At 39.8% G+C, this 26,140-nt stretch carries 23 protein-coding genes; 15 read left to right on the top strand and 8 right to left on the bottom strand.

Annotated elements, in window-relative coordinates:
• The first annotated feature begins 144 nt into the window (after positions 1 to 144).
• The gene (locus OU683_RS08315; protein WP_268137124.1) at positions 145 to 573 is read left to right on the top strand and encodes an RrF2 family transcriptional regulator; all 429 of its coding nucleotides are present in this window, start codon (positions 145 to 147) and stop codon (positions 571 to 573) included.
• Between the two features lie 38 nt (positions 574 to 611).
• Here OU683_RS08315 and OU683_RS08310 read toward each other — a convergent pair whose 3' ends face one another.
• From OU683_RS08310 to nhaA, 3 genes are all read right to left on the bottom strand, one after another.
• Positions 612 to 1,799, bottom strand: coding sequence for an acetate/propionate family kinase (locus tag OU683_RS08310; RefSeq protein ID WP_268137123.1), 1,188 nt, complete (start codon positions 1,797 to 1,799; stop codon positions 612 to 614).
• A gap of 114 nt (positions 1,800 to 1,913) precedes the next feature.
• A complete protein-coding gene (pta, locus tag OU683_RS08305; protein WP_268137121.1) occupies positions 1,914 to 4,007 on the bottom strand; it encodes a phosphate acetyltransferase in 2,094 nt (697 codons plus the stop codon).
• A 201-nt stretch (positions 4,008 to 4,208) separates the two neighbouring features.
• Entirely contained in the window at positions 4,209 to 5,591 is a 1,383-nt protein-coding gene (gene nhaA / locus OU683_RS08300; protein WP_268137119.1) for a Na+/H+ antiporter NhaA, read from the bottom strand.
• A 120-nt stretch (positions 5,592 to 5,711) separates the two neighbouring features.
• Here nhaA and OU683_RS08295 point away from each other — a divergent pair, with 120 nt between their 5' ends.
• From OU683_RS08295 to mscL, 8 genes are all read left to right on the top strand, one after another.
• Complete coding sequence (locus tag OU683_RS08295; protein WP_268137117.1) at positions 5,712 to 6,443, top strand: class I SAM-dependent methyltransferase; 732 nt, start codon at positions 5,712 to 5,714, stop codon at positions 6,441 to 6,443.
• A 76-nt stretch (positions 6,444 to 6,519) separates the two neighbouring features.
• On the top strand, positions 6,520 to 7,167 hold the full coding sequence (locus OU683_RS08290) for a hypothetical protein (protein ID WP_268137115.1): 648 nt from the start codon (positions 6,520 to 6,522) through the stop codon (positions 7,165 to 7,167).
• Positions 7,168 to 7,483: 316 nt separating this feature from the next.
• The gene (locus OU683_RS08285; protein WP_268137113.1) at positions 7,484 to 9,646 is read left to right on the top strand and encodes a prolyl oligopeptidase family serine peptidase; all 2,163 of its coding nucleotides are present in this window, start codon (positions 7,484 to 7,486) and stop codon (positions 9,644 to 9,646) included.
• A gap of 150 nt (positions 9,647 to 9,796) precedes the next feature.
• On the top strand, positions 9,797 to 10,891 hold the full coding sequence (gene ychF, locus OU683_RS08280; protein ID WP_268137111.1) for a redox-regulated ATPase YchF: 1,095 nt from the start codon (positions 9,797 to 9,799) through the stop codon (positions 10,889 to 10,891).
• A gap of 320 nt (positions 10,892 to 11,211) precedes the next feature.
• Entirely contained in the window at positions 11,212 to 13,065 is a 1,854-nt protein-coding gene (locus OU683_RS08275; RefSeq protein ID WP_268137109.1) for a DNA topoisomerase IV subunit B, read from the top strand.
• Between the two features lies 1 nt (position 13,066).
• Entirely contained in the window at positions 13,067 to 13,549 is a 483-nt protein-coding gene (locus tag OU683_RS08270; protein WP_268137107.1) for a hypothetical protein, read from the top strand.
• Positions 13,550 to 16,237 carry a DNA gyrase/topoisomerase IV subunit A gene (locus tag OU683_RS08265; protein WP_268137105.1) on the top strand — a complete coding sequence of 896 codons (2,688 nt, stop codon included), beginning with the start codon at positions 13,550 to 13,552 and terminating at the stop codon, positions 16,235 to 16,237.
• Entirely contained in the window at positions 16,237 to 16,689 is a 453-nt protein-coding gene (mscL, locus tag OU683_RS08260; RefSeq protein WP_268137102.1) for a large conductance mechanosensitive channel protein MscL, read from the top strand. Before OU683_RS08265 ends, mscL begins: the two co-directional genes overlap by 1 nt.
• Positions 16,690 to 16,773: 84 nt before the next feature.
• Here the strand turns inward: mscL and OU683_RS08255 are convergent, their stop codons facing one another.
• A complete protein-coding gene (locus tag OU683_RS08255) occupies positions 16,774 to 17,148 on the bottom strand; it encodes a DNA topoisomerase IV (RefSeq protein WP_268137101.1) in 375 nt (124 codons plus the stop codon).
• 30 nt (positions 17,149 to 17,178) lie between these two features.
• Positions 17,179 to 17,589: a helix-turn-helix transcriptional regulator gene (locus tag OU683_RS08250; protein ID WP_268137100.1), complete on the bottom strand. Its 411-nt coding sequence runs from the start codon at positions 17,587 to 17,589 to the stop codon at positions 17,179 to 17,181.
• A gap of 278 nt (positions 17,590 to 17,867) precedes the next feature.
• On the opposite strand from OU683_RS08250, the gene OU683_RS08245 reads away from it, so the two are divergent.
• From OU683_RS08245 to OU683_RS08230, 4 genes are all read left to right on the top strand, one after another.
• Complete coding sequence (locus OU683_RS08245) at positions 17,868 to 19,031, top strand: M14 family metallopeptidase (RefSeq protein ID WP_268137099.1); 1,164 nt, start codon at positions 17,868 to 17,870, stop codon at positions 19,029 to 19,031.
• Positions 19,032 to 19,109: 78 nt separating this feature from the next.
• Positions 19,110 to 19,589, top strand: a complete 480-nt coding sequence (locus OU683_RS08240; RefSeq protein ID WP_228914785.1) for an Lrp/AsnC family transcriptional regulator — start codon at positions 19,110 to 19,112, stop codon at positions 19,587 to 19,589.
• An 81-nt stretch (positions 19,590 to 19,670) separates the two neighbouring features.
• Positions 19,671 to 20,705, top strand: coding sequence for a YihY/virulence factor BrkB family protein (locus OU683_RS08235; protein WP_268137098.1), 1,035 nt, complete (start codon positions 19,671 to 19,673; stop codon positions 20,703 to 20,705).
• Positions 20,706 to 20,811: 106 nt separating this feature from the next.
• Complete coding sequence (locus tag OU683_RS08230; RefSeq protein ID WP_268137097.1) at positions 20,812 to 21,360, top strand: type 1 glutamine amidotransferase domain-containing protein; 549 nt, start codon at positions 20,812 to 20,814, stop codon at positions 21,358 to 21,360.
• An 81-nt stretch (positions 21,361 to 21,441) separates the two neighbouring features.
• Here OU683_RS08230 and OU683_RS08225 read toward each other — a convergent pair whose 3' ends face one another.
• Positions 21,442 to 21,768 carry a hypothetical protein gene (locus tag OU683_RS08225; protein ID WP_268137096.1) on the bottom strand — a complete coding sequence of 109 codons (327 nt, stop codon included), beginning with the start codon at positions 21,766 to 21,768 and terminating at the stop codon, positions 21,442 to 21,444.
• A 97-nt stretch (positions 21,769 to 21,865) separates the two neighbouring features.
• On the bottom strand, positions 21,866 to 22,945 hold the full coding sequence (gene aroB, locus OU683_RS08220; RefSeq protein WP_268137095.1) for a 3-dehydroquinate synthase: 1,080 nt from the start codon (positions 22,943 to 22,945) through the stop codon (positions 21,866 to 21,868).
• A gap of 100 nt (positions 22,946 to 23,045) precedes the next feature.
• Between aroB and OU683_RS08215 the strand changes: the two genes are divergently transcribed.
• Together OU683_RS08215 and OU683_RS08210 are read left to right on the top strand one after the other, a co-directional pair.
• A complete protein-coding gene (locus OU683_RS08215; RefSeq protein WP_268137094.1) occupies positions 23,046 to 24,257 on the top strand; it encodes a proline dehydrogenase family protein in 1,212 nt (403 codons plus the stop codon).
• 19 nt (positions 24,258 to 24,276) lie between these two features.
• On the top strand, positions 24,277 to 24,780 hold the full coding sequence (locus tag OU683_RS08210; protein ID WP_268137093.1) for a 1-acyl-sn-glycerol-3-phosphate acyltransferase: 504 nt from the start codon (positions 24,277 to 24,279) through the stop codon (positions 24,778 to 24,780).
• A 47-nt stretch (positions 24,781 to 24,827) separates the two neighbouring features.
• Here OU683_RS08210 and OU683_RS08205 read toward each other — a convergent pair whose 3' ends face one another.
• Complete coding sequence (locus OU683_RS08205; RefSeq protein WP_268137092.1) at positions 24,828 to 26,057, bottom strand: baeRF7 domain-containing protein; 1,230 nt, start codon at positions 26,055 to 26,057, stop codon at positions 24,828 to 24,830.
• Between the last annotated feature and the right edge of the window lie 83 nt (positions 26,058 to 26,140).

The following is a 26,140-nucleotide window of genomic DNA, read 5'->3' as shown; positions in this document are numbered from 1 at the left end:
GGATCAGGAATATCCAAACACTCTATAAATTTCAGGTATTAAAAAGATATTTTATATGATAAGAATCAGGATTGCTTTAATTTTGGGACTTAATTGTCTTAATTTTTTATAACTGAGGTAAAAAAATATAAATCCAGTACATCAATGTTATCAAGCTCCAGCAAATATGCAGTGAATGCAGTCCTTTATCTGGCCGTTCACTCAAATGACAAGAATAAAATAAGAGCTAAGGAAATTGCAGAAGCAATTAAACTGCCATCACCTTTTCTTTCAAAATTACTGCAGTCACTCTCAAGGGAAAATTTAATTTCTTCCTCTAAAGGTCCTACAGGAGGTTTTTATCTCACAAAACAGGCATTAAATACTCCTTTAATAGAAGTAGTTAATATTATTGATGGTACCAGCCGGCTGGAGGATTGTGTTTTGGGTTTGAAGAAGTGCAGTTCCGAGCAGCCTTGCCCTGTACATTATTCTGTTCAGCCTTTAAAGCAGAAGTTCAGGAAGGAACTACAGGAGAACATAAGTGTATTTGCAGAAAAAGTAAAAAACGGAGAGGCTTACCTTTTCGTGTAAGTCTCTCCGTTTCAAAAATGCCATTTTTAAGAGGTGTTCTATAGCATTGCCAAAGTTTGTTTGGCGATCTCCAGCTCTTCATTGGTAGGGATCACAAGGATCTTTACTGCTGAAGTTGCCTTGCCAATATCCCTTATTTCCTTGGAACGTACGCTGTTCTTTTCTTCATCCAGTTCAAGACCCAGGTATTCCATATCACGGGAAACAAGCTTTCTAATTACATCTGAATTTTCTCCAATTCCTGCAGTAAAGACCACAGCATCAAGACCATTCATAGCTGCCGCGTAAGCACCAATATATTTCTTTATGCGATAAGCATTCATATCGAGTGCCAGTTGACATTCCCTGTTCCCTTTATCTGCCTCGTCTTCAATATCTCTAAGGTCACTGTAACCGGTAAGGCCCAGCATCCCGCTTTTGTGATGGAGTAGGTCACTCACTTCTTTAGCCGTATATCCCAGCTGTTCGATCATATAAAATATCACCGACTGGTCAATATCTCCACTACGGGTTCCCATAATCAATCCGTTAACAGGACCGAAGCCAAGGGTGTGGTCAATACTTTTCCCATCTTTGACAGCCGTCATGCTACACCCATTTCCAAGGTGCACAGTAACTAGTTTAGATTTCTCTTTTTTGAGGTACTCATTAGCTTTTTCTGAAACATACTTATGACTGGTCCCGTGGAAGCCGTACACCTGAATTTTCTCTTTTTCATAAAATTCATTGGGAATAGCATATTTACTGGCGTGTGAAGGAATGCTCTGGTGGAAAGCTGTGTCAAAAACCGCCACCTGGACGGCTTTTGGAAAAATCTCCTCGGCTACTTCAATTCCTTTCAGGTTTGGTGGATTGTGAAGTGGTGCCAGGGAAAATAGTTCTTTGATCTTTTCCTTTACTTTTTCATCAATAACAATAGTATTGGAAAAACTTGCACCTCCATGAACCACGCGATGGCCAATAGCAGGAATATCGGCAGGATCCTGTATTACTCCATAATTGCTGTGCATAAGGTGTTTTGTCACCTCTTTTAGTGCTACGGAATGATCCAGGATTTCCATTTCTTCGGAAGTTGAGTATGCTTCCGATTTATAATGAAGTTTTCCTGAAGCCTGTCCAATCCTTTCAACCAGCCCCGAAGCTAAAACTTCTTCCGAAGGCATGTTGATCAATTGAAATTTTAAGGATGAACTTCCGGAGTTAATTATAAGTATATTCTTATTCATAATTTTATTTTAGAATCAAGAGCCAAGAACCAAGAGCCAAGACTTTTAATTAGATTATTTTTCCTTAAACCTTAAACCTTAAACCTTAAACCTTAAACCTTAAACCTTAAACCTTTATAAACCCTGAGCCTGAATTGCGGTAAGGATTACCGTGTTGAAAACATCGTCAACAGTACAGCCACGGCTAAGATCGTTCACAGGTTTGTTTAACCCCTGTAGCATTGGTCCAATTGCCAAAGCACCTGTTTCCCTTTGCACGGCTTTATAGGTATTGTTCCCGGTGTTAAGGTCGGGGAAAATAAGTACGCTTGCCTGCCCTGCAACTTCAGATCCCGGTAATTTACTTTTACCTATGTTGCGATCAACTGCGGCGTCATATTGTATTGGTCCTTCAATTTTGAGATCGGGACGTTTTTTCCTCACAATTTCAGTTGCTTCCCGAACCCTGTCTACATCTTCTCCTTTTCCGGAACTTCCGGAAGAGTAGGAGAGCATTGCGATCTTGGGTTCAATTCCGAAGGCTTTACTACTTTCAGCAGAAGAGATACAGATTTCTGCAAGCTCTTCGGCCGTTGGATTAGGATTAATTGCACAGTCTCCAAAAACCGAAACCCTGTCTTCAAGACACATAAAGAAAACCGAAGAAACTACAGAAACTCCCGGTTTGGTCTTAATGAACTGCAGTGCCGGTCTAATGGTGTGCTGCGTAGTGTGAGCCGCACCCGAAACCATTCCGTCGGCGTGCCCTTTATAGATCATCATAGTCCCAAAATAGGATACATCACTCATAAGGTCGCGGGCGATATCCATGTTGATATTCTTATGTTTTCGCAATTCGTAAAAGGTCTTTACGTAATCGTCAAAGTATTCAGATTTTGTAGGGTTAATGATATTCAGTTTTTCAAAATCAATTGGTAAAGCCAGGTTCATGATCATTTTCCTGATCTCTTCCTCATCCCCAAGAATAGTAAGGTCTACAATATCCATTGCGATTAGGCGGGAAGCCGCAGTAAGAATACGCTCATCTGTACCTTCGGGAAGAACGATATGTTTACGTTGCTGCTGGGCACGTTTTACAAGGCTGTACTGGAACATTCTAGGCGTGATACCACTGGGTTGAAGCCTGGCAAAACGTTCTATTAGAGGATCCATATTAATGTACTTCTCAAAGGTGCTTATCGACGTTTCGATCTTCTGCGTACTGTCGGCATAGATATTTGAGTTAATGGCACCCACTTTATTGGTCACATTAAAGGTCCCTTCTTCTACAGAAATAATAGGAACCACCTGTGAAAGCCCCTCAATAAGTTTGATTATAGAATCTTCGGGGATCAATCCTCCTGTGAGGATAATTCCTGAAATTCGCGGATAATTACTGGAAATATGCGCTTGTAGTGCCCCGAGAATTATATCTGCCCTGTCACCCGGAGTAATCACCAGGCTTTCATTTTTAAGGTGCTTTAGGTAATTGCGCAGCTGCATAGCTCCAACATTAAAGCTTCCCGATTGATTATCAAGAAATTCCTCCCCAAAAAGCACTTTTCCGTCCAGAGCTTCCACGATCTCCTTTAGCGTTGGGTTAGCCAAAGTATCTATTAAAGGAAGTGCAAAAACAGCCACATTATCTGGCAGGAACTCCCTCATTCCATCGGTGGCAATGGTGAGATTAGCAAGTTCTATTTTATTACTTACCATGGCCATAACGCGAACGTCTTTACTAATAAAGGTTTGATAAGCCATTTGAAGGCTTCCCATTAATCCTTCTTTAGTTTTGCTACGCCCACTGGCAATAATAATTACCGGTAAGCCCAGGTTTTTTGCAATATTGACATTCTCATCAAATTCAAAAACACTGCCTTCTCCCGAAAAGTCACTGCCCTCAACCAGGACAAAATCAAAAGTATCCTCGAGTTTCTTATATTTTCTAATTATGGTATCAATGATCTCTCCCGATTTTCCCTCATTGCGCTTTTGAATAACTTCGCTCCTGGTGTAAGCGTAAGCATCTTCGTAAGACATTGGAAGATCAAAATATTTTAAAACAGTATCAATGTGGTTATCAAGGCTCCCAGGCTTTTCTTCATTAATAATAGGTCGAAAATAGGCTACCTTTACAGTCTTTCCTAACAAAGCTCTCATTAGTCCCAGGGAGATAAGGGATTTTCCACTGTTTGGTTCTAAAGTCGCTATATAAAGTCCTTTGTTCATAGTTTTGTAAATTCTACTGCAAAAGTAAGGCTTATAAAAAACCCTGACCTGCGAGACAGGTTAAAAAGTCGTGAAAATCTGACGAAAATCACCTGAAGCAGGACCTATTCGTCCTTTATCTTTCCTGCGGAAGAATTTCCTTTAAAAATGCTGTTTTTGAGAGGTAGGATTTTGCTGAAATTTTCTTCTTTATCCTGAAGGTTACAAAGGTTTTTCAGAAAGAACAGATCTTTCCGAATGCCTCCTTTTCTTCCTTTGGATCTCTTTGCTGCTTATCCATTTGAGGTAAATGTATCCTATAATACCTGCCAGGAGGGAGGCCGAGAGTATTCCGATTTTTGCCTGTACAAGAAATTCTTCATTGACAAAAGCAAGTTCTGTAATAAAGAGACTCATCGTGAATCCAATGGCTGCGAGAAAACCAACTCCATAAATATGCTTCCATTTAACTCCTTTGGGGAGGGAAGAAATTTTTAACCACACCATTAGTTTGGTAAAAAAGACCACTCCAAAGAATTTTCCAATGATCAATCCCAGGATGATACCTAATGTTACCGGACTAAAAAAGAAGCCCAGGGAAGAGGCATCAATAGTCACACCTGCATTTGCAAATGCAAAAAGAGGTAAAACAACAAAACTTACAAATGGTTGCAGGGCGTGTTCAAGACGTTGAAGGGGAGGGGTTGCATCTTTTGTGAGCGAGGTGAATTTCTCTATGGTATTGGTGATGGATTCCTCCCTGTGTTCTTCCTTAATATCCTCTTCTTTCATTAAAGCTTTAATATTATATGATAACAAGCGCACCTTCCGGAGAAAAAGAGGTGGATCGATTTTCTTAGTCACAGGAATGGCAAAGGCAGCCAACACTGCTGCAATTGTTGCATGGACTCCCGAAAGAAGTATTGCCAGCCAGAGCCCACCTATTCCCATGATTGCATAAAAGGCCGTATGTCGAATTCCTATCTGGTTGGCGACGATTAGGATAAGGAAGAACATGGCTGCTATTGCCAGGCTAAAGAATGAAAGATCTGCAGTATAGAACAGGGCGATGACAATCACTGCTCCCAAATCGTCTACAATGGCAATAGCAGTGAGGAAAACCTTTAGAGAAAGTGGAACCCGATCCCCCAGCAAATACAGTATACCCAGTGCAAAGGCGATATCTGTAGCCATTGGAATTCCCCACCCCGAGATTGACTCAAGCCCGCCATTGAAGTAGTAATAAATGAGTGCGGGCGTCATCATTCCACCTATAGCCGCCGCTACCGGAAGCACAGATTTTCTAAAGCCGGCAAGCTCCCCCTGGGTGATCTCCCGTTTTAGTTCAAGCCCAACCAGGAAGAAAAACATGGACATTAACCCGTCATTGATCCAGTGCAGCAGGTTTTTCCTGATCACCATATCATTGATCCCTAAATGAATATACTGTTTCCAGAAATTGTGGTAAGTTTCTGCCCATGGAGAATTGGCGAAGATCACAGCGAGAACGGCAGAGAAAATAAGCAGCAGGCCCACAGAAGTCTGTTTTTCAATAAAGCCCTTGATAGGCAGCAACAGGTACAGGTCTAAATGTGATTTTCTCATAAATTTTACCTTCGATGTGAAGTTAGAACAGAAACGTAATTTTATAGTCTATTAAGTTATTTTTTTTATTCTTCATAGAATATGATGAATATCAGATGGTTATTATTTTTTTAAAATTCCATGAAAGATCTCTTTTCCTCTCATTCAAAAGACTATTCCCGATTCCGTCCCACGTATCCCGCAGAACTGTTTAATTTTCTTGGGAAGGTTTGCCAGTCAAGAGACAGGGGCCTGGACTGTGGTACCGGTAACGGGCAGGTCGCAGGGGAGCTTGCAAATTTCTTCCAGGAGGTTTATGCGACCGATCTTAGTATTAATCAGCTGTCGCAGGCGGTGCAGAAGCCAAATATTCATTACACCAAACAACCTGCGGAAAACATGATGTTTCCCAATGATCATTTTGATCTTGTAACCGTTGGACAGGCGGTACACTGGTTTGATCTTGAAAAATTTTATACTGAAGCTAAAAGGGTGCTAAAAAAAGATGCCGTAATTGCCATTTTTGGATACTCGCTTTTTAGAAGCAATCCCGAAACAGATAAAATCATCAGGCACTTTTACGATAATATAATAGGTCCTTTTTGGCAACCCGAACGACGTTACCTGGAGGAGAAATATCAAACCATTCCCTTTCCTTTTGAGGAAATTCAAACTCCGGATTTTGAAATGAAGCAACAATGGAGCTTTGAAAGGCTTCTTGGATATCTCAACACCTGGTCGGCAGTGAAAGCTTATGAAAAGGAGAAGGATGAAAGTCCAGTCGAGCTGGTGAAGAAAGAACTTGGAAAGAGTTTTGGAGAGGTGGAGGAAGTTAATTTTCCGGTGTTGCTTCGGGTGGGGAAGAATAGCTAAAAGCAGCATTAGAAGATTAATTTATATATTTATTCCAACCAATTACTAAAACTCAATTAAGAAGCTCAAATTACTTTTGGCCATAATATTCTGTTCAGCCGGCACCTTTGCGCAACAAACTTATTCAGAACAACAGATCCTCCAAAAATTAGATTCCATTCACTCCTCTCCTTTTTCAGAAGAAATAAAGGAAACTTCTGCCCAAACCTTGTTGTGGATCCAGAAAGATTCAGGTATTGAGGTCATGGATATTGGGCTATTTGTTAATGCTTTAAAAATCAGCAACCGGGAATTAGCACCTTATTTAATCAGGTCCTATTTCTTCGGAAAGGTGGCGTATATTCTTGAAAATGAAACTTCAGAAGATGATGTGGCTGCGAAAGCTGCAGGCCTTCAAAATTTGATAAAAGTCTACGAACAGTTTCTGGAAAAGAATCCAAAAGCAGCAAATCCTGAAGCCGATAAGCTGGCTTCCTTGCAGGGTCCGGAGTTAAAGGAGTACATTCAGTCTTTTGAAAACAGAGATGGGCTGTCTTACGAAACGGCTGTTGTGCGTAAAAGTATAATTGAGGAGTATCAATGGATGAAGGAGCATTACCCCAATGCCGAAATGTTAGGAAAAAGCCTCATACCGCACGAAGGACGCACTTACGATGTCTTCGAAATTCAGTTAAATAATGAGGAGAAATTTAAATTGTATTTCGACACATCAATAATTTTGTGATCTTGTTTTTCATTGGTTAGAAAATGGACTAGCAAATAAGGTAATATAGATAATTCCAAAAAAGGCATTTTTGAATCAACTTCAAAAATGCCTTTTTTGAGACATACTGTTTTCATATCTAAATTTAGTTGAATGAAATTATTTACACGTACCCTTTATGCTGAAAAAGAAGAAAATGGATTCATAATTTTCTGGTTTTTAGTTTAAGAAAAATTTTTATCTTTAATACTCTTTCCCCCGGTATAGATTTGGGATAAGGATTTCCCCCGCCGCCTCGCCAATCTTTTTATAATTAGGAAACTCTAAACCTGTTGATATGAAAAGGTTCTTATTGCTTTGTATGTTATTTAACCTGGTTCCGGTATTTGCCCAAGTGGCTCCAAAGCCCGAAAATGCTACTCCAAAGGTCGTTAAAGATGTTTACCATGGGATCACTGTGGAAGATCCATACCGTTACATGGAAGATCTTAACGATCCCGATGTTGTTAATTGGTTGCGCTCAAACACAGATTACGCTGAAGCTGTTTTAAATACAATCCCGGAAAAGGATGCGCTACTGGAAAAGATACGGGAACTCGACAGCCGTACAGCTGCGAAAATCATGAATGTCAGCATTACCGATAATGACACCTATTATTATTTGAAAATGACGCCCCAGGATGAATCGGGGAAATTGTATGTAAGAGACGGTTATGAAGGTTCAGAAAAGTTGTTGTTGGATCCCGAAAAATATAAAGACAATGATAAGACCTATACTATATTAAGTCTTGAACCTAACCAAACGGGAGATAAGGTTGCTGTGAGGCTGGCCCCAAACGGCTCCGAAAATGGGGAGTTGTTAATCCTGGATAAATCCGGGAACAAGTTGGAAGAACCCCTGGACCTGGTAGAGGTATTCGGTTGGTTGGGAAATGACCATATTGTGTATACCAAGCTTAATTCTGCTGATATTAAAGATATGGACAGACAATTAAACCTTAAGGTGTACAGGCATGAATTAGGAACTGCTCAAACTGAGGATAAGGTGCTCTTATCTTCAGCCAACAATCCCGCTCTGGATATAAAGCCCGAAGAAATTCCCATTATTTTTTATGATAAAGATCTCGACAGAACGTTTGCTTTTGTTGTCACCGTTAACAAGGCTGCAAAAATATATATAGGTGAAGGAGATAAGCTTAACCCGAACTCATGGAAACAACTGGCATCACAAGATGAACAGGTGTCCAATTTCGCACTTTCCAGCGATGCGATTTATTACTTAAGTTTTCAGGATGCTCCAAATTTTAAGATTGTGAGGAGCAGCATCAATGATCCGGCATTTTCCAAAGGAAAGGTTGTAGTAGAAGAACCCGAATCGGGGCCAATAGATGACCTCGTGACTACAAAAGACGGTTTGTTCTATACCGTGAAATCAAATGGAGTAGAAAGTAATCTTTACTTTTTACCAAAAGATGGACAGCAGCCAAAACAAATAAAACTTCCTTTCACTGCAGGTTATGTAGGCCTTAGCTCCAAAGGACCAAAATTTAGTGATCTCTGGGTGAACCTTTCTGGTTGGACCTCCCCTTCAAAAAGATATAAATACGATCTTGCTTCAAATACTTTTACCCTACAGCCTTTATCAACACCTGCAGATTATCCTGAGTTGGAAAATCTTGTTGCTAAGGAGGTGATGGTGACTTCCCATGACGGGGTGCAGGTGCCGGTTTCCCTGGTCTACAATAAAGATACGAAGCTGGATGGTAGTAATCCCACGATACTTTATGGGTACGGTTCCTATGGGATTTCAACAGGTCCGTTTTTTAGTCCGCTATTATTGGCTTATACTCTTTATGACGGTGTTTTTGTAGTACCTCATGTTCGCGGGGGCGGAGAATTGGGAGATGATTGGCACAGGGCAGGGCAAAAGCTTAACAAGCCGAATACCTGGAAAGACGCGATCGCCGCTGCCGAATATCTTATTGAGGAAGGGTATACAAGTCCAGAGAAGCTCACTATTATGGGTGGCAGTGCCGGCGGAATTTTTGTGGGAAGAGCTATAACCGAAAGACCAGACCTCTTTGCTGCAGCAATCCCTGCCGTGGGGGCCATGAATACCGTTAGAATGGAAGAAACTCCTAATGGACCGGTGAATGCACCTGAGTTTGGGACTGTAAAGGATCCTGAAGAATTCAAAGGATTGCTTGAAATGGATTCTTATCACCACCTAAAGGATGGGACAGAATATCCTGCGACCCTGGTCACTTCGGGAATGAATGATCCCCGTGTGATCGCGTGGGAGCCTGCCAAATTTGCCGCCCGAATGCAAAATGCAAATGCCTCGGACAATCCGATTTTGCTTCTTACAGATTTCGATAGCGGACATGGAATAGGGGATCAAAAGTCAAAAACCTTCGAGAATTTTGCAAATATGTTTTCATTCAGCCTATGGCAGTCGGGGCATCCAAAATTTCAGCCCGCCACGCCTATAAACGATTAGAGGTATTAAAAATGGCATTTTTGAGAGGGTTCCAAAGATGCCTTTTTTGGTGAGTTTTCCGGGGAAAATTTCAGCAATTTAATCCCGCCCTTAATTCCAATTCATATAACTATATTTGCACCCGCTAAAAAGTGCATCAAAAGATATTATATGAAAGCCGGAATTGTAGGATTACCCAACGTAGGAAAATCAACTTTATTCAACTGTCTCTCAAACGCAAAAGCGCAGAGTGCCAACTTCCCGTTTTGTACCATTGAACCAAATATTGGAGTGGTGAACGTGCCCGATAAGCGCCTGGAAAAACTGGAATCTCTTGTAAATCCTGAAAGAGTAATGCCTGCTACCGTTGAGATCGTAGATATTGCCGGACTCGTAAAAGGAGCGAGTAAAGGGGAAGGTTTGGGAAATCAATTCCTCGGAAATATTCGTGAAACTGATGCTATTCTTCATGTTTTAAGATGTTTTGAGAATGAAAATATCGTGCACGTAGATGGAAATATTAATCCTGTGAGAGATAAGGAGACCATTGATATGGAGCTGCAGCTCAAGGATCTTGAAACGGCCGAAAAGAAGCTGGAAAAGGTGAAGCGGGCAGCAAAGACCGGGAATAAGGAAGCTCAAAAAGAAGAAGCTGCGTTATTGAAAGTAAAGAGTGGGCTTGAAGCGGGAAATTCTGTAAGAGCAATTGATCTTACTGAAGAAGAAAGACAGGAATTTATTAAGCCATTACAGTTCATTACAGACAAACCTGTGATGTATGTTTGTAATGTTAATGAAACCGATGCAGTTTCGGGAAATGAATATGTTGATAAGGTAAAAGAGTCTGTAAAAGGTGAAGGTGCCGAGGTTTTGGTACTTGCAGTAGGAACAGAAGCAGATATTACTGAACTTGAAGACTATGAGGAGCGCCAAATGTTCCTTCAGGATATTGGCCTGGAAGAGCCGGGATCAGCTAAACTTATTCGTGGGGCCTATAGTCTCCTCAATCTGCAAACTTATTTTACAGCCGGTGTTAAAGAAGTAAGAGCTTGGACAATCCCCGTAGGAGCCACAGCACCGCAGGCGGCAGGTGTGATCCATACCGACTTTGAAAAAGGTTTTATTCGTGCCGAAGTTATTGCGTATGACGACTACGTAAATTACGGAAGCGAAGCTAAAGTGAAGGAAGCCGGAAAAATGAGGGTAGAAGGGAAGGAATACATTGTAAAAGATGGGGATGTAATGCACTTTAGGTTCAACGTTTAGTAGACCTGAGATATTAGATCTAAGATATTAGATCTAAGACTTTTATAAATATTAGACCTTTCGGGTTTTCAAAACCCGGAAGGTCTTTTCAATTTAAGGAAACTTCAACGTTGAATACCTTCCGAAAATGCCGTTTTATAAAGTTATTTTTGCAAAACAAATAATCTTGAATTTTGAATCCTGAATTCAAAAGATCTTGAACTTTGAATTTTAAACCTTGAACTTATAGTTGTGAAACAATTGTTAATTATTTTGTTCCCGAGAGGTTTCAACTTTTTAGGGGAAAGCTTATATTAGCCACGAAACCGCAGGAAGCAGCTATGATCGAAGAAACTAAATATACCGAAGATAATATACGGTCGCTCGACTGGAAGGAGCATATTCGTATGCGTCCCGGGATGTATATTGGAAAACTTGGAGATGGTTCCAGTGCAGATGACGGTATCTATATTCTTCTTAAAGAAGTTATTGACAACTGTATCGATGAATTTGTAATGGGTGCAGGAAAGACCATCGAGATCTCTGTACAAAACCAACGGGTGATCGTTCGCGATTACGGCCGGGGTATTCCATTGGGAAAGGTGGTAGATGTGGTTTCAAAGATGAACACCGGTGGGAAATATGATACCCGAGCCTTTAAAAAGTCTGTAGGGCTTAATGGTGTTGGTACCAAGGCGGTAAATGCCCTTTCCAGTAATTTTAAAGTGGAATCTACCAGGGACGGGAGATCAAAATCGGCCGAATTTGAGCAGGGTAACCTGATCAACGAAGAGGAACTCGAGGAAACCTCCAGAAGAAGGGGTACCAAGGTGAGTTTTACACCAGATGAGATCATCTTTAAGCATTACAAATTTCGTTCGGAATATATTGAAAAGATGCTGAAGAACTATGTTTACCTCAATCCGGGGTTGACGATAGTTTTTAACGGCGAAAAATTTTATTCAGAAAATGGATTGGCCGATCTTTTATCTGATAGTATTAATGAAGACGACCGCCTGTACCCAATCATTCACCTGCGGGGCAATGATATTGAAGTGGCGATCACTCACAGCAAGACCCAGTACAGCGAAGAGTATCATTCTTTCGTTAACGGCCAGCATACTTCCCAGGGGGGAACCCATTTGGCTGCATTCAGGGAATCTGTAGTAAAAACCCTTAGGGAATTCTACGGAAAGAATTTTGAAGCTAGTGACGTTAGAAAGTCTATTGTTTCGGCTATTAGTATAAAAGTTATGGAGCCGGTTTTTGAAAGTCAGACAAAGACAAAACTTGGTTCTACAGATATGGGAGGTGACCTGCCAACGGTGCGTACTTATATAAATGATTTCCTGAAGACCCAGTTGGACAATTACCTGCACAAAAATCCTGAAACTGCCGATTTACTGCAGCGCAAAATCCTGCAGGCAGAAAGGGAACGCAAGGAACTTTCGGGAATTAGAAAGCTGGCAAAAGACCGTGCTAAAAAGGCCAGCCTGCACAATAAGAAATTACGGGATTGCCGAATCCATTTGGGAGACAGTAAAAAAGAACGCTACCTGGAAAGCACCCTTTTTATTACAGAGGGAGATTCTGCGAGTGGTTCCATCACCAAATCGAGGGATGTTAATACACAAGCAGTTTTCAGCTTAAAAGGAAAACCTCTCAACAGCTACGGTCTAAGTAAAAAGATCGTGTATGAGAATGAGGAATTCAATTTGCTTCAGGCAGCGCTTAATATCGAAGAGTCTATGGAAGACCTTCGGTATAATAATATTGTGATCGCTACAGATGCCGATGTTGACGGAATGCACATTAGATTACTGCTCATTACTTTCTTTTTGCAGTTCTTTCCGGAGTTGATTAAAGAGAACCATTTGTACATCCTGCAAACGCCACTTTTTCGCGTGCGGAACAAAAAAGAAACGATCTACTGCTACAGTGAGTTGGAAAGGCAACAGGCAATACAAAAACTTTCAGGGAAACCTGAGATCACCCGATTTAAAGGACTTGGGGAGATTTCTCCGGACGAATTCAGGCACTTTATCGGCGATAATATTCGGCTTGATCCTGTTATGCTCGACAAGGAAATGAGCATTGAGGAACTTCTGAACTTTTATATGGGGAAAAACACGCCAGACAGGCAGGAATTTATTATTGATAACCTTAAAGTCGAGCTGGACCTTATTAACGAATAGCATGAAGTTCAACAATAAGAAAGAAACCAGCATTATCCCCTCGATCTATATTATTGTTGTGGCGGTTTTTATTACTAATACATTTGCATCTATTGAGTTAAAATACGACGATGCTCCCTTTAATTACAGCAGTTTAATACCTAATGTAATTGCGCTTTTGGTAGGGATCTTTATTTTTATTGTTGGTAAGACTTTCGAATTTGACAGCGATGGAGAGACAATTAACTTTAAAAGCAATGGTGTGCTGGTGTCGCAATTTATGCATTATCGGGAGCAAAGAACAGAAGTTCCAAAGTCGAAATTGAAGGATTTTAGAGTAGAGAATTATTTTTTCTATAAACGTCTGCACATCTTTATCCATTCAAGGAACAGTAAGGGTTACAGGCATTATAAATATAATATCACCTTTTTGACAGGCAAGAAAATCAAGGCTTTAAAGATGTCACTTGCCAAGATTTTGGAAAAAAACAAAGCGAGGGCTTAAATGGAGAACGAGAATCTAGACGATCATCAAGACGAACAAATCGGGCAAAACGAAGAGCTGAATTTAGAGAATAATGAGGTGCTCAAAAAGGTCACCGGGATGTACAAGGACTGGTTTCTTGATTATGCTTCTTATGTGATCCTGGAAAGGGCCGTTCCTGCTCTTGAAGACGGGTTTAAACCTGTACAGCGGCGTATCATGCATTCTATGAAGGATCTTGATGATGGCCGGTACAACAAAGTGGCTAACATTGTAGGTCATACCATGCAGTATCACCCGCACGGGGATGCCAGTATTGGAGATGCCATGGTGCAGGTTGGGCAAAAAGACCTGTTGATAGATACCCAGGGGAACTGGGGAAATATCCTTACAGGAGATGGGGCAGCAGCAGCACGATACATTGAAGCGCGGCTTTCTAAATTTGCCCTGGATGTGGTTTACAATCCAAAGATCACCGAATGGCAGCTTTCCTACGACGGAAGAAAAAAAGAACCGGTAAATCTTCCGGTAATGTTCCCGTTGTTACTTGCCCAGGGGGCTGAAGGTATTGCAGTAGGATTAAGTACCAAGATCCTGCCTCATAACTTTATTGAACTCATTGAGGCTAGTGTAAAACACCTGCAAGGGAAAAAATTTAAATTGTATCCCGATTTTGCTACCGGCGGAATTGCTGATATTACTAATTATAACGATGGTCTGAGAGGGGGCCGCGTGAGGGTGCGGGCCAAAATTTCTCAACTCGATAAAACTACCCTGGTAATAAAGGAGATACCCTTTAGTACTAATACGTCAACTTTAATTGATTCTATCCTCAAGGCAAACGAAAAAGGAAAGATTAAAATCAAGAAAATTGAGGACAATACCTCAAGTGAAGTTGAGATCCTTATCCATTTACCCTCGGGTATATCACCCGATAAAACTATAGATGCATTATATGCATTTACAAACTGCGAAGTATCTATTTCCCCTTTAAGCTGTATTATTATTGATAATAAACCGGCTTTTCTCGGAGTTTCAGAAATCTTAAAAAGATCAACAGATCATACTCTGAGTCTTCTAAAAAGTGACCTCGAAGTAAAGCTCGACGAATTCCAGGAGCAATGGCATTTTGCTTCCCTTGAGAGGATCTTTATTGAAAAACGTATCTATCGTGATATTGAAGAGGAGGAGACCTGGGAAGGAGTAATAAAAGCCATAGATGAAGGCCTAAAGCCACACACTACCCACTTAAAACGCGCAGTGACCGAAGAAGATATTGTGCGGCTTACTGAGATAAGGATCAAGAGAATTTCCAAATTTGACCTGGAAAAAGCCGAGCAGAAGATTGATGCACTGGAAGGGGAGATTGCCCAGATAAAACATCACCTGGATCATCTTGTGGAATATGCCATTGCATACTTCAACCGCCTGAAAAAAGAGTACGGTGCCGGAAAAGAAAGAAAGACCGAACTTCGATTATTTGATGATATTGAAGCTACAAAAGTTGTTATAAGAAATACCAAGCTCTTCGTCAACCGGAAAGAAGGTTTTGTGGGTACCGCCCTAAAAAAGGATGAGTATGTTACCGATTGTTCAGATATCGATGATGTGATCTGCTTTACGGCCGAAGGGAAAATGATCGTAACAAAAGTAGATGCCAAGACCTTTATAGGAAAAGACATTATTCACGTTGCCATTTTCAAGAAGAAGGACCGCAGGACCATCTATAACATGATCTATAAAGACGGGAAAGGTGGTGCTGCATATATTAAAAGATTTGCAGTAACCTCGGTCACCCGGGACAGGGAATACGATCTTACCCAGGGTAAAAAAGCTTCTGAAGTACTTTACTTCTCTGCCAATCCAAATGGAGAGGCCGAAGTAGTAATGGTTTACCTGCGCCAGGTAGGCAGTATAAAAAAACTGAAATTTGAAGTGGATTTTGCAGACATGGCCATAAAAGGCAGAGCTGTAAAAGGAAATATTGTGACCAAGTATCCGGTTAAAAAGATCGACCTGAAGGAAGAAGGGGTTTCTACCTTGAAACCGCGAAGGATATGGTTCGATGATACAGTACGAAGACTTAATGTTGATGAAAGAGGAGAGTTGCTTGGCGAGTTTAAAGGAGAAGACAGGCTGTTGATCATTACCCAAAATGGAATTGCCAAAACAATTAAACCCGAACTCACTACCAGATTTGACCAGGATATTATAGTTCTGGAAAAATGGTCTCCAAAGAAGCCACTTTCGGCTATCTATTGGGAAGGGGAAAAAGAAAAATTTTATGTAAAACGCTTCCTGGTTGAAAATGAGGAAAGGGAAGAGAATTTTATAGGAGATCACCCTAAATCCTATCTTGAAATTGTCTCTACAGATTATCTTCCGGTTGTGGAAGTGGTCTATGGAAAAGTTAGAGGTAAAGATCAAAAACCGAATGATCTTATTGAACTTGAAGAATTCATCTCGGTAAAAGGCATCAAAGCTCTTGGAAACCAACTTACCTCAGAAAAGGTTAAACAAATAAACCTTTTGGATCCTAAGCCTTTCGTAGAGCCCGAAGAGACTGCTCCCGAAGACATGGAAGTGGTAGGGGAAGAGAATGTAGAAGGGACAGGTGCTTCCTCGGGATCTCCGGATTTTTCGGAAGGAAAACTTCAGAAAAAAGGTGTGAAAAATGATGAGAGCCAGATAAAACTTTTTGATGAGTAATGGCTAAAGGATTTTTTCAGGAATTTAAAGAGTTTGCGGTCAAGGGTAACATGATCGATATGGCGGTGGGTATCATCATTGGTACAGCTTTTAACCGCGTTGTAGATGTACTCGTAAAGCAGGTGGTAATGCCTCCTTTATCGATGATGACCGGCAGGATCGATTATGGCGAAAGAAAATATGTTTTAAAAGAAGCAGTGCCAGCCACAGATGGTACAGAAGCTATTGAAGAAATAGCCGTGGGGTATGGCCTTCTCATTGAAGTTTTTATAGATTTCCTGGTAATTGGATTGACTGTGTTCCTGGTAGTGAAATTCATGAACAGGTTTAGAAGAAAGGCCGAAGATACAAAAGACACTACCGTCGCTACTCCAAAAGACATTGAGCTGCTCACAAACCTTAAGGAACTTATGCAGGAACAGAATGAGTTGCTTAAGAAGAATAACAGTTAATCTGTAATTAAAAATACAATATTTGAAAAGTGGCAGAAAAGCCACTTTTTTTATGGAATAGCTTTAAATTCGTTTAGGTATAAATTATTCTGTTTTCACTACCGTTCCCCTCTGTTTATTACTTTCCCCCACCAAACCATATTCAAAGGTATAAGTATTGTCCTTCGTAGTAAGGATCTTCATGTGAATTGGTTTTTCTTCTGCGCGGTTCTTTGGGTTTAAGTTTGAAAGGAGATATTCACAGTCGTTTATCCATCGTATGGAAGAAGTATCTGCCTTCCCTCTAAAATAATCGATCTCTATACTGTCATTTCGTACAAACCGGGTTTTTACCAGTTCTCCTTCAAGATAGGATTCAAACTCAAAAGTGCCGGTTCTAAAATCTTCGCAGTTACGTTCTGCCTGGTAACAGGAGGTGAGACAGCAAAGAGCCGTCATTCCTAAAAACAGTTTTTTCATGTGGCAAATTTAAAACTTTTTCAATGCTTCTCAATTTTCGTAAGCATCAAAAGAACCGTCGGTATAAAGAATGACCACTTTTTTTATCTTTTTTGAAGAAGAGGTTACAGCATGATCATTTGAAGGAAGTGGGGAGGAAGAAGAAAAAAGATCCTGTGCCTCATTTTTTGGAGGAGGAATCCTCACGGGTTTTTCTACTTGTGCCTGGTCATTTTTCTTCGGAAAACTTCCCTTTCCATTTAGTAGCCAATAAAGTTCTACATCGGGAAAAGCTGTGACGATCTTCATGACAAAATCTAAACTGGGTTTGTTTCTACCCGAAAGCAGGTGAGAAATAGAGGAGCGGCCTACTTCAATTTTATCGGCAAAAGAAGCAGCCGAGAGGTCATAATATTCCATGATCTCATTTAGTCTATTTGTAAATTCTGCAACGTTTACCATTGTAAACACAAATGTAAAATTGTTATGTTTACAAAAGTAACACTTTTAATTTTAATCTGCCAATTTCCGATTACAAGATAAAATTTGTATAAACTTAAACATTAAGTAAATATCTTTAGTTAACTAAAGTACAGTATTTTAAGTCATTTAATTTAGAGCTAGGGAATATTTCCTAGTAGCTGTGTTTACTGGGTTGATGGGCTGTTTACATAAGTAGACAACCAGGTCGAATTTTCATGTTTACTATTGTAAATTATGGAATATTTACTTTTGTAAACATGAAAATAGTTACAGATTTTTTGGACCAGTACGAGCAATTCACAGTTCCTGGAATACATGGCAGATTTCTTGATTTTTCTAATCTGGAGAAAGCTTTGAAGGAGTTTGGGGAAGAGTATGAAATAAAGGAAGTAGGAAGATCATTTCTTAATATTCCCATTTTAAGTATTACAATAGGTACAGGATCTAAGAAAATCTTTGCCTGGTCTCAAATGCACGGGAACGAAACCACTACTACAAAAGGAGTACTTGATCTTCTGCTTTTTTTCAATATTTATAAAGATCATATCGAGGTCAAAAAAATCCTGGAGCAATGTACTTTACTTATTCTTCCTATGGTCAACCCAGACGGGGCTGCCAGGTATACGAGAGAAAATGTCAATAAGGTAGACCTTAACAGGGACGCCAGTGATCTACACGAGCCGGAAAGTAGAGTTCTTCGGAATTGTTTTCTGGATTTTAAACCAGATTTTTGTTTTAATCTGCATGATCAACGTACCATCTTTGGTGCAGGAGATGAGAATTTGCCTGCTACGCTTTCCTTTTTAGCGCCTTCTATGGATGCAGCAAGGACAGTGACACCTGTAAGGACAAAAGCGATGAAAGTAATAGTTGCAATGAACACTGAACTGCAAAAGGTGATCCCGGGGCAGGTGGGGAGGTTTGATGATGGTTTCAATATTAATTGTACGGGTGATTATTTTACGGCACAAAACGTACCTACTATTCTTTTTGAATGCGGCCACTTTCCGCAGGATTATTTAAGAGAGAAAACCCGCAGGATTTTCACTTATTCACTATTAATGGGAATAAAGGCTATTGCTACAGGAGATTTTGTTCAGCAAAGGGAAGAAGACTATTTTGGTATTCCGGAAAATAAAAAGAGTTTTCTGGATGTTATTTTACGTAATGCATCAATAAAAGGAAGAACAGTAGATGTGGGGATCCAGTTCTCAGAAAAAATAAAAGGAGGAGAAGTTCATTTTGAGCCCCAAATTCAGAATATAAATGAGCATCTCAATTTTTTTGGTCACAAGGAAATAGATTGCAAGGGAAAGGAATTAGAAAAAACAGATGGATCCCCTCTTATCGAAAACGATATAGTAGAGGTTATTTTGTTAAATAAAGAGAAGTTATCAATAAAATCCCCTCAAATTCCGTGAATATTATTTATAATCTAATTATTTTGTATTAATTTTGTACTTCGTTTAAAAATAAGGAGAATCTACAAAAGATTAGATATGGCAAAGTTTAGATTAGATGAAACAGATCACCAGATCCTCAATATGTTGATCGACAACACCCGTACCCCTTTTACCGATATAGCCAAGAAATTGAACATATCTGCAGGGACGGTGCATGTTAGGGTTAAGAAAATGGAAGAGGCAGGAATTATTCTTGGATCATCCCTTACTCTTAATTATGAGAAATTAGGTTATGCTTTTATAGCATATGTGGGAATTTTTCTTCAAAATACATCTCAAACAAAATTTGTTCTTGAGCGTATTAATGAAATTCCATATGTTACGGTTGCACACGTTACCACAGGAAAATTCAATGTGTTCTGTAAGATTAGAGCAAGAGATACCCAACATGCCAAAGAGATTATTTTCAAACTGGATGACATAGAAGGAGTGTATCGCACAGAAACAATGATTTCTCTTGAGGAAAGCATTAATGATAAGAAAAGGCTTATGCATTCAATTTTTGAGAATCTTTAGTTTACTAAATTCTTATTAAAAGCCCTTCAAGCTATAGTTTGGAGGGCTTTTTTTATTAATTTGAATTCTTATATGACTTCTATGAGCTTAATTAAGCGAAAATTACTCACATTCTGGTCCTTGATAAGGCGTTCCTATGTAAGCTGGAACAGGAATGATCCATGGGCCCGGAGTGCTACAATTGCTTATTACGCTTTATTCTCTTTACCTTCTTTACTTATAATTGTTGTAACAGTTGCAGGCTACTTTTGGGGGAAGGAAGCGGTACAGGGGAGGATTACTCAGGAAATAGGAGAATTCATCGGTATAGATGCAGCAAAAGCCATTGAAGGAATGGTAGCCAACGCAGCACTCGATCAAACCTCCACCTGGGCTGTGATCTTTGGTTTTTCCTTTCTTATTTTTGGTGCTACGGGAGTATTCTTTCAGTTAAAGGCAGCAATGAACAATATTTGGAATATTGCTGTAAAAAAATATACGGTTAAAAGGATTGTTATAAACAGGGTTATTTCCCTCGGAATGGTTTTCGTCCTTGGTTTATTGCTCCTTATTTCGCTCGTCATATCGGCAATTTTAAAAGCTATAAATGATTATGTTGCATCAATTGCTCCCGTCATTACTACATTCCTGCTTAAAATATTGAATTTCTCACTTTCTTTTGCCATTATTATGTCCCTCTTTGCGGCCATTTTTAAATGGTTACCCGATGTAAAATTGAGGTGGAAAACAACTTATTTAGGAGCCATGCTTACTACCTTTTTATTCCTGATAGCCGAATATTTAATTGGTTTTTATTTTGGCCAGAGTAATCCCGGTTCTATATATGGTGGGGCTTCCTCTGTGGTCCTGATTCTGCTATGGGTTTATTATACCTGTCTTATTGTATTCTTTGGAGCCGAATTTACAGTGCAATATGCCCTTCACAAAAAGGAGAGGGTGGAGCCAAATGAATACGCCGAACCTGCAATCTACCAGGAGCTTGAAAGGCTTGAGCAGAAGCGGGGTCAATTGATTGATGAAAAGAGGATCCTGGACACACTTCAATCGCATTCTGATAAGGCAAAGGAAGAAAACCTTACAGAAGAACAGGAAGAGAAAAAGGAAACCCAATCTTAATTAAAGTTTAACCTTCCCTTACCCGATTTTAAAGCCTTTTTAATACAAAATACCTTTTGTATTGATTATCTTATTTCTAAATATTAAACCAAAAAAAAGAAAAGATATGAATAAGAAAGTAGCCATTTTGGCAACACATGGATTTGAAGAAGTAGAATTGACCTCTCCAAAAGAAGCAATGGAAGATGAAGGATTTGAAGTACATATTGTAAGTCCCGAAAAAGGCAAGATAAAAGCCTGGAATAAGACCGACTGGTCAAAAGAGTACAATGTAGATAAAGTAGTAGGAGAAGTGAATGCAAGTGATTATAACGCGCTTATGCTTCCCGGGGGAGTTATGAATCCAGATAATCTAAGAACGAACGAGAAGGCTCTAAAATTTGTTCGTGATTTTTTCGAACAAAAGAAACCAGTAGCAGCCATTTGTCATGCACCATGGACCCTTATAAGTGCGGGAGTGGTCAAAGGAAGGACTATGACCTCTTATAATTCCATGAAAGATGATGTAAAAAATGCAGGAGCAAACTGGGTTGATGAGGAAGTAGTTGTAGACGAAGGATTCGTTACAAGTAGAAATCCAGATGATCTACCTGCATTTAATGCTAAGCTGATAGAGGAAATCAAAGAGGGGAAACATGAAGACCAACATGCTTAATCCTTTAACTCTTTTCTAATTTTAAAGAAAAAAAAGCCGCTCTAAAAATGACATTTTTTGAGCGGCTTTTTTATAGTCTTTTTATAAGTCCTGATCCTCGTCTTCAGGTTCTTCTACCTCATCCTCGACATCTTCATTCTTTTCCGGAAGATCCACAATTGGTTCATTAAAATCTGAATCATCGTAGTCTTCTTCATCATAATTTGCCATTGTATTTTCAAGGCGGGTACTTACCTTTACCAGGTAAATACTGTCTTCGGTCCTTACCTCAACCGCCTCAACCGTCTCATTTTTTGCATTTTTAAATGAGATGATTTGATCATCGTCATACCCATCAGGATATTTTTCAACGAGTAGCCCCAAAATTTCGGGAGTAAGCTTTTTGTAATCTACAATGATTCTTTTCATAAGTAATTTTTAAGTCCTCCTTCTAGGCGAAAATAGCAATTCATATTTCCGCCGCCGTTAAAATAAGTAAAAAATTTAAAGTCAATCCTTAATTAAACTATTCATTCTCTGGAAGTGCAAGGTAAAACCTAAATGCTTCCAGAATGAGAGAATTTGGTACCTCCCGATCAATAACCGGTTCCCCAATTTTCCGCAAAAGAACAAAATTTATTTTTCCTCCCTCATTTTTTTTATCATATTTAAGTAAGTCTATGATCTTTTCCTGATCTTCAATGGAAACGGGGATCCTGCCGTACATTGAATGAATATAATTTCTTATTTCATCTCTTTTATGAATTGGAAATCCTTCAAGTTTTGAGGAAAGAAATGCAGCTAATACCATTCCTGCGGCAACGGCCTCCCCATGAAGTATTTTTTGTTTTTTTAGATCTTCAAGAAAAAAAGACTCAATCGCATGTCCCAGGGTATGGCCAAAATTGAGACTTTTTCGTAAACCTTTCTCCAAAGGATCCTGCTTTACAATCTTCTCCTTTATAACTACCGATTCCTTTATTAGGTCTTCCAGGTCTGTAATGTCCAGTTCTTTAAGCGAATTAAGGCGGTTCCAGTAGTCTTCATCTGCAATTAATCCATGTTTAAGCATTTCGGCAAGGCCGCTGCGCATTTCGGCTGCGGGTAAAGTTCCTAAAAATGACGGATCGGCTACAACCATTTCAGGTTTTTTAATGACCCCTACCTGGTTCTTTAAAGCTCCCAGGTTGACTCCGTTTTTTCCTCCCAGGGCAGCGTCGACCATAGCAAGGAGGGTAGTGGGGAAATGCACGCAGGCTATTCCTCTTTTAAAGGCGGCCGCTACAAAACCACCTAAATCGGTCACCACACCTCCGCCAAGATTTACCAGCAGACTCTTACGGTCTCCTCCCAAATGGGATAAGGTGTCCCAAAGGGAGCTACAGGTATCCAGTGTCTTATTTTCTTCCCCGGCATCAATTTCCAGAATTTCTAAAGGAATATTGGTTTCGAGTTGCTGTAGAAAGGGAGCAAGACAGTGAAGATGAGTATTACTGTCTACTAACACAAAAATCTTTGTGAAGCTTTCCTGCTCTATAAAACGGTTAAATTTATTGTAACCTTTTTCAGTAAAAAAAACCGAAGATTCGGCAGATGCTTTAGTCATGGATCCAAATTATAATTACTCGTTACATGGCCGAAAATAAGGAGAAAAATCCTAACATTCTCCACTCAATAATTATCTTTGTATACTCTAATTTGGATAAATGATCACTAAGAAAATATTTAATGATACTGAAACAGCTTTTAGGTTAAAATCTGATTCAGAATTGAACCGTGCAATCTTTCTTTTTGAAATGATAGACCGGCCATTTTTGGTCAAAACAGGAACTGCGATGACCAATCTCGCTCTCAAGGCGCACCTGCCTGTAGAGGGGCTTATTAAAAAAACAATTTTTAATCAATTCTGTGGTGGAGTGACCGAAAAGGATTGCCTTCCTACTATAGAAAAAATGCACAGTAAAAATCTTCACAGTATACTTGATTATTCTGTAGAAGGGAAGGAGAAGGAAAGCGAATTTGAAAAGGCCATCGAGCGGAAGACCAATATTGTTAAATTTATTTCTAAACGTAAGGAGTTGCCGTTTGCAGTTTTCAAACCTACTGGTATTGGTCGCTTTGAACTTTGGCAAAAGGTCTCTGCAAACGCCAGTCTTTCTCTTGAAGAGGAAGAAGAGTGGCAAAGAGTGAAAAATCGTGTAAATAGAATCTGCGAGGAAGCTTATAAACTCGGAGTTAGTCTTTTGGCTGATGCCGAAGAGAGCTGGATGCAGGATGCTGCCGATGTTCTTATGGAAGAAATGATGTTTAAGTATAACAGGGAGAGGGCAGTTATTTTCAATACCCTTCAATGTTATCGCTGGGACAGGATGCAATATTTAAAAGATTTGCACAGCAGGGCTAAAGAGCAGGGATTTATAGTGGGAGCCAAGATTGTACGCGGTGCTTACCTTGAAAAGGAAAATCAAAGAGCTTCAAAAATGGGATATACTTCCCCTATTTGCGAAAATAAAGAAGCTACAGATGTGAATTTTAATGGGGTACTAACTTATTGTCTTGCCCATATTGAAGATATCTCTGTGTTTATTGGAACTCACAATGAAGTGAGTAATTATCTGGCACTACAGGTAATGGAGGATAAAGGAATTGAGAAAGATGACGACAGGGTTTGGTTTTCTCAATTGTTCGGCATGAGTGAACATATTAGCTATAACCTGGCAGAGGCCGGTTATAATGTTGCTAAACTAGTGCCTTTTGGGCCTGTGAGAGAGGTTGTGCCATATCTTATTAGAAGAGCCGAAGAAAATACTTCTGTAAAAGGCCAAACCGGAAGAGAGTTAGGTCTCCTTTATGAAGAAAGAAAGAGAAGAGGTGGGGAGATAACCAAGAGTAATAGAGAGAGTGAACTGGCTGGCTAGATTTATTTACTTTAAAATTATGGGCTGGAAATTCTACGGTAGCTGGCCCGATAATTTAAAAAAGGCAATAGTCATTGTGGTTCCCCATACCAGCTGGCATGATTTTTACCTGGGGCTCCTGGTGAGAAGGATACTTGGGGTAGACATTAAATTCTTAGCTAAAAAGGAATTGTTTAAACCTCCTTTTGGATGGTATTTTAAATGGATGGGTGGTACTCCTTTAGACCGTACTCCCGGACAGAAGAAAGTGGAGGCCATTGCAGCTTTGTTCGATCAAAAGGAAGTTTTGCGTATAGCTATGTCCCCAGAGGGCACCCGTAAAAAAGTAACAGAATGGAAGACGGGGTTTTATTACATTGCAAAAGCTGCAAATGTTCCTATCGTTATGATTGCTTTTGATTTTGGAAATAAACTGGTGAAAGTATCAAAACCTCTTTATCCTACCAACGATAAAAATCTTGATTTCCTCAAGATCAAACACTTCTACGAAGACGTCACTGGTAAAATCGCCCATTACTCATAAAAAAAGCTGCCTTTAAGGGCAGCTTTTTCATTTTCTGATAATCGAAATTAGTACCTGTAAACGGCATTCATTTTTGATTTTTTATTTGGCATTGACTCTTGTTCAATGAGATAAACCTTTCCATTCTGTTCAATTACTTTCACGGCGGCCAGGTTCATTAGGGAAAGACTACCATTCCTTTTTTCTTGATGAATATCAACAGAAGCCATTTTCTCGTTATAATTTCCCCAGATGTCTTCCCGGTTCTGAAGAAACAACGTGTCCACTTTCCCTTCAAAAATAGCAGGAATAATATCTGAAACACTAGTAGAAGTTCGGGAAGGATTAAGGTCATTGAATTGGGCCATTTTCTCCTCTCTTTCTTTTCTAAAATGTGGTTCAAGAGTGTCCAATGCCGCTGCATGAAGACTAAAAATACTCTCATGGTCGGCTTCGGGATTACCCGGTACAGATTTTGGGAACAAATTCTTATAACGACTGGCTTCCTTGTAGATTGGGAAGAAAGAATCCTGGCAGGCGACAATCAGAGGAACAGATTCATTATTGAGAATCTCGTAGATTCCTTTATCCACAGCTCTAAAAAATCGCAGGATCTCATTTTTCCTGTCACGATTAGCTGCTTCATATCCATGTTGCGTCGAGCTGCCTTCTGCACCAGATCCTCCGCTACGCTGGGTTTTGTGCTTACTGTTCTTTTCTTCATAATCGTATCCCACTCTGTCTTCCAGTTGATCTGGAGTGAGATCACCAATTTCTACTTCCCCAATAGAATATTGAGTAGCCTCATAGAGTTTCACCTGGTCCAATTGTAAATGGAGTAGAAAAAATCTTCCATCTCCATTGAACATGGGTACAAGAGGCTTGAGGTAAAAGTGATCGGCTACATAGGTATAGGCTTCAAAATATATTGGCAGAGTATATTGCCTAGAAAAACCATCGGCAAGAAAGAGTGCAAGCCCGTCGCTCTGATGTCTCCAGAAATCCCGGTCATCCATCAGGTCAAAAACAGGTTTTCCCATCTTGTCAATTTTATCCTGTGGATATCCCATATTCTTTAATTCCTCAACGGCTTTCTTCCACTGGCTTTTTAAATTGATCTTATCTTTTTCTTCGAGGACGTCTTTTCCAGCCCTTACAGTGGGAATAAAAATAGAAACGCAAGGGTTACTGTCAAATTTTGCTAATTCCTCAAATTGTTCTTTGGTCAAAATTGGCATGATCTGTTGTGTTTTAGGGAAGATTTTTTCTCCAATTAGAGAAGCCTCTTCCTGATTCATAAATACCTAGTTAATATACTAATATGTGAAATAAGGCGCAGGACGGGCGTTCATAATTTTTCCTTAAGGAGAGCGTATTTTGC

It is taken from the genome of Salinimicrobium sp. TH3, from assembly GCF_026676115.1.
GTDB lineage: Bacteria > Bacteroidota > Bacteroidia > Flavobacteriales > Flavobacteriaceae > Salinimicrobium.
This window is presented reverse-complemented; position numbering and strand designations above follow the sequence as displayed.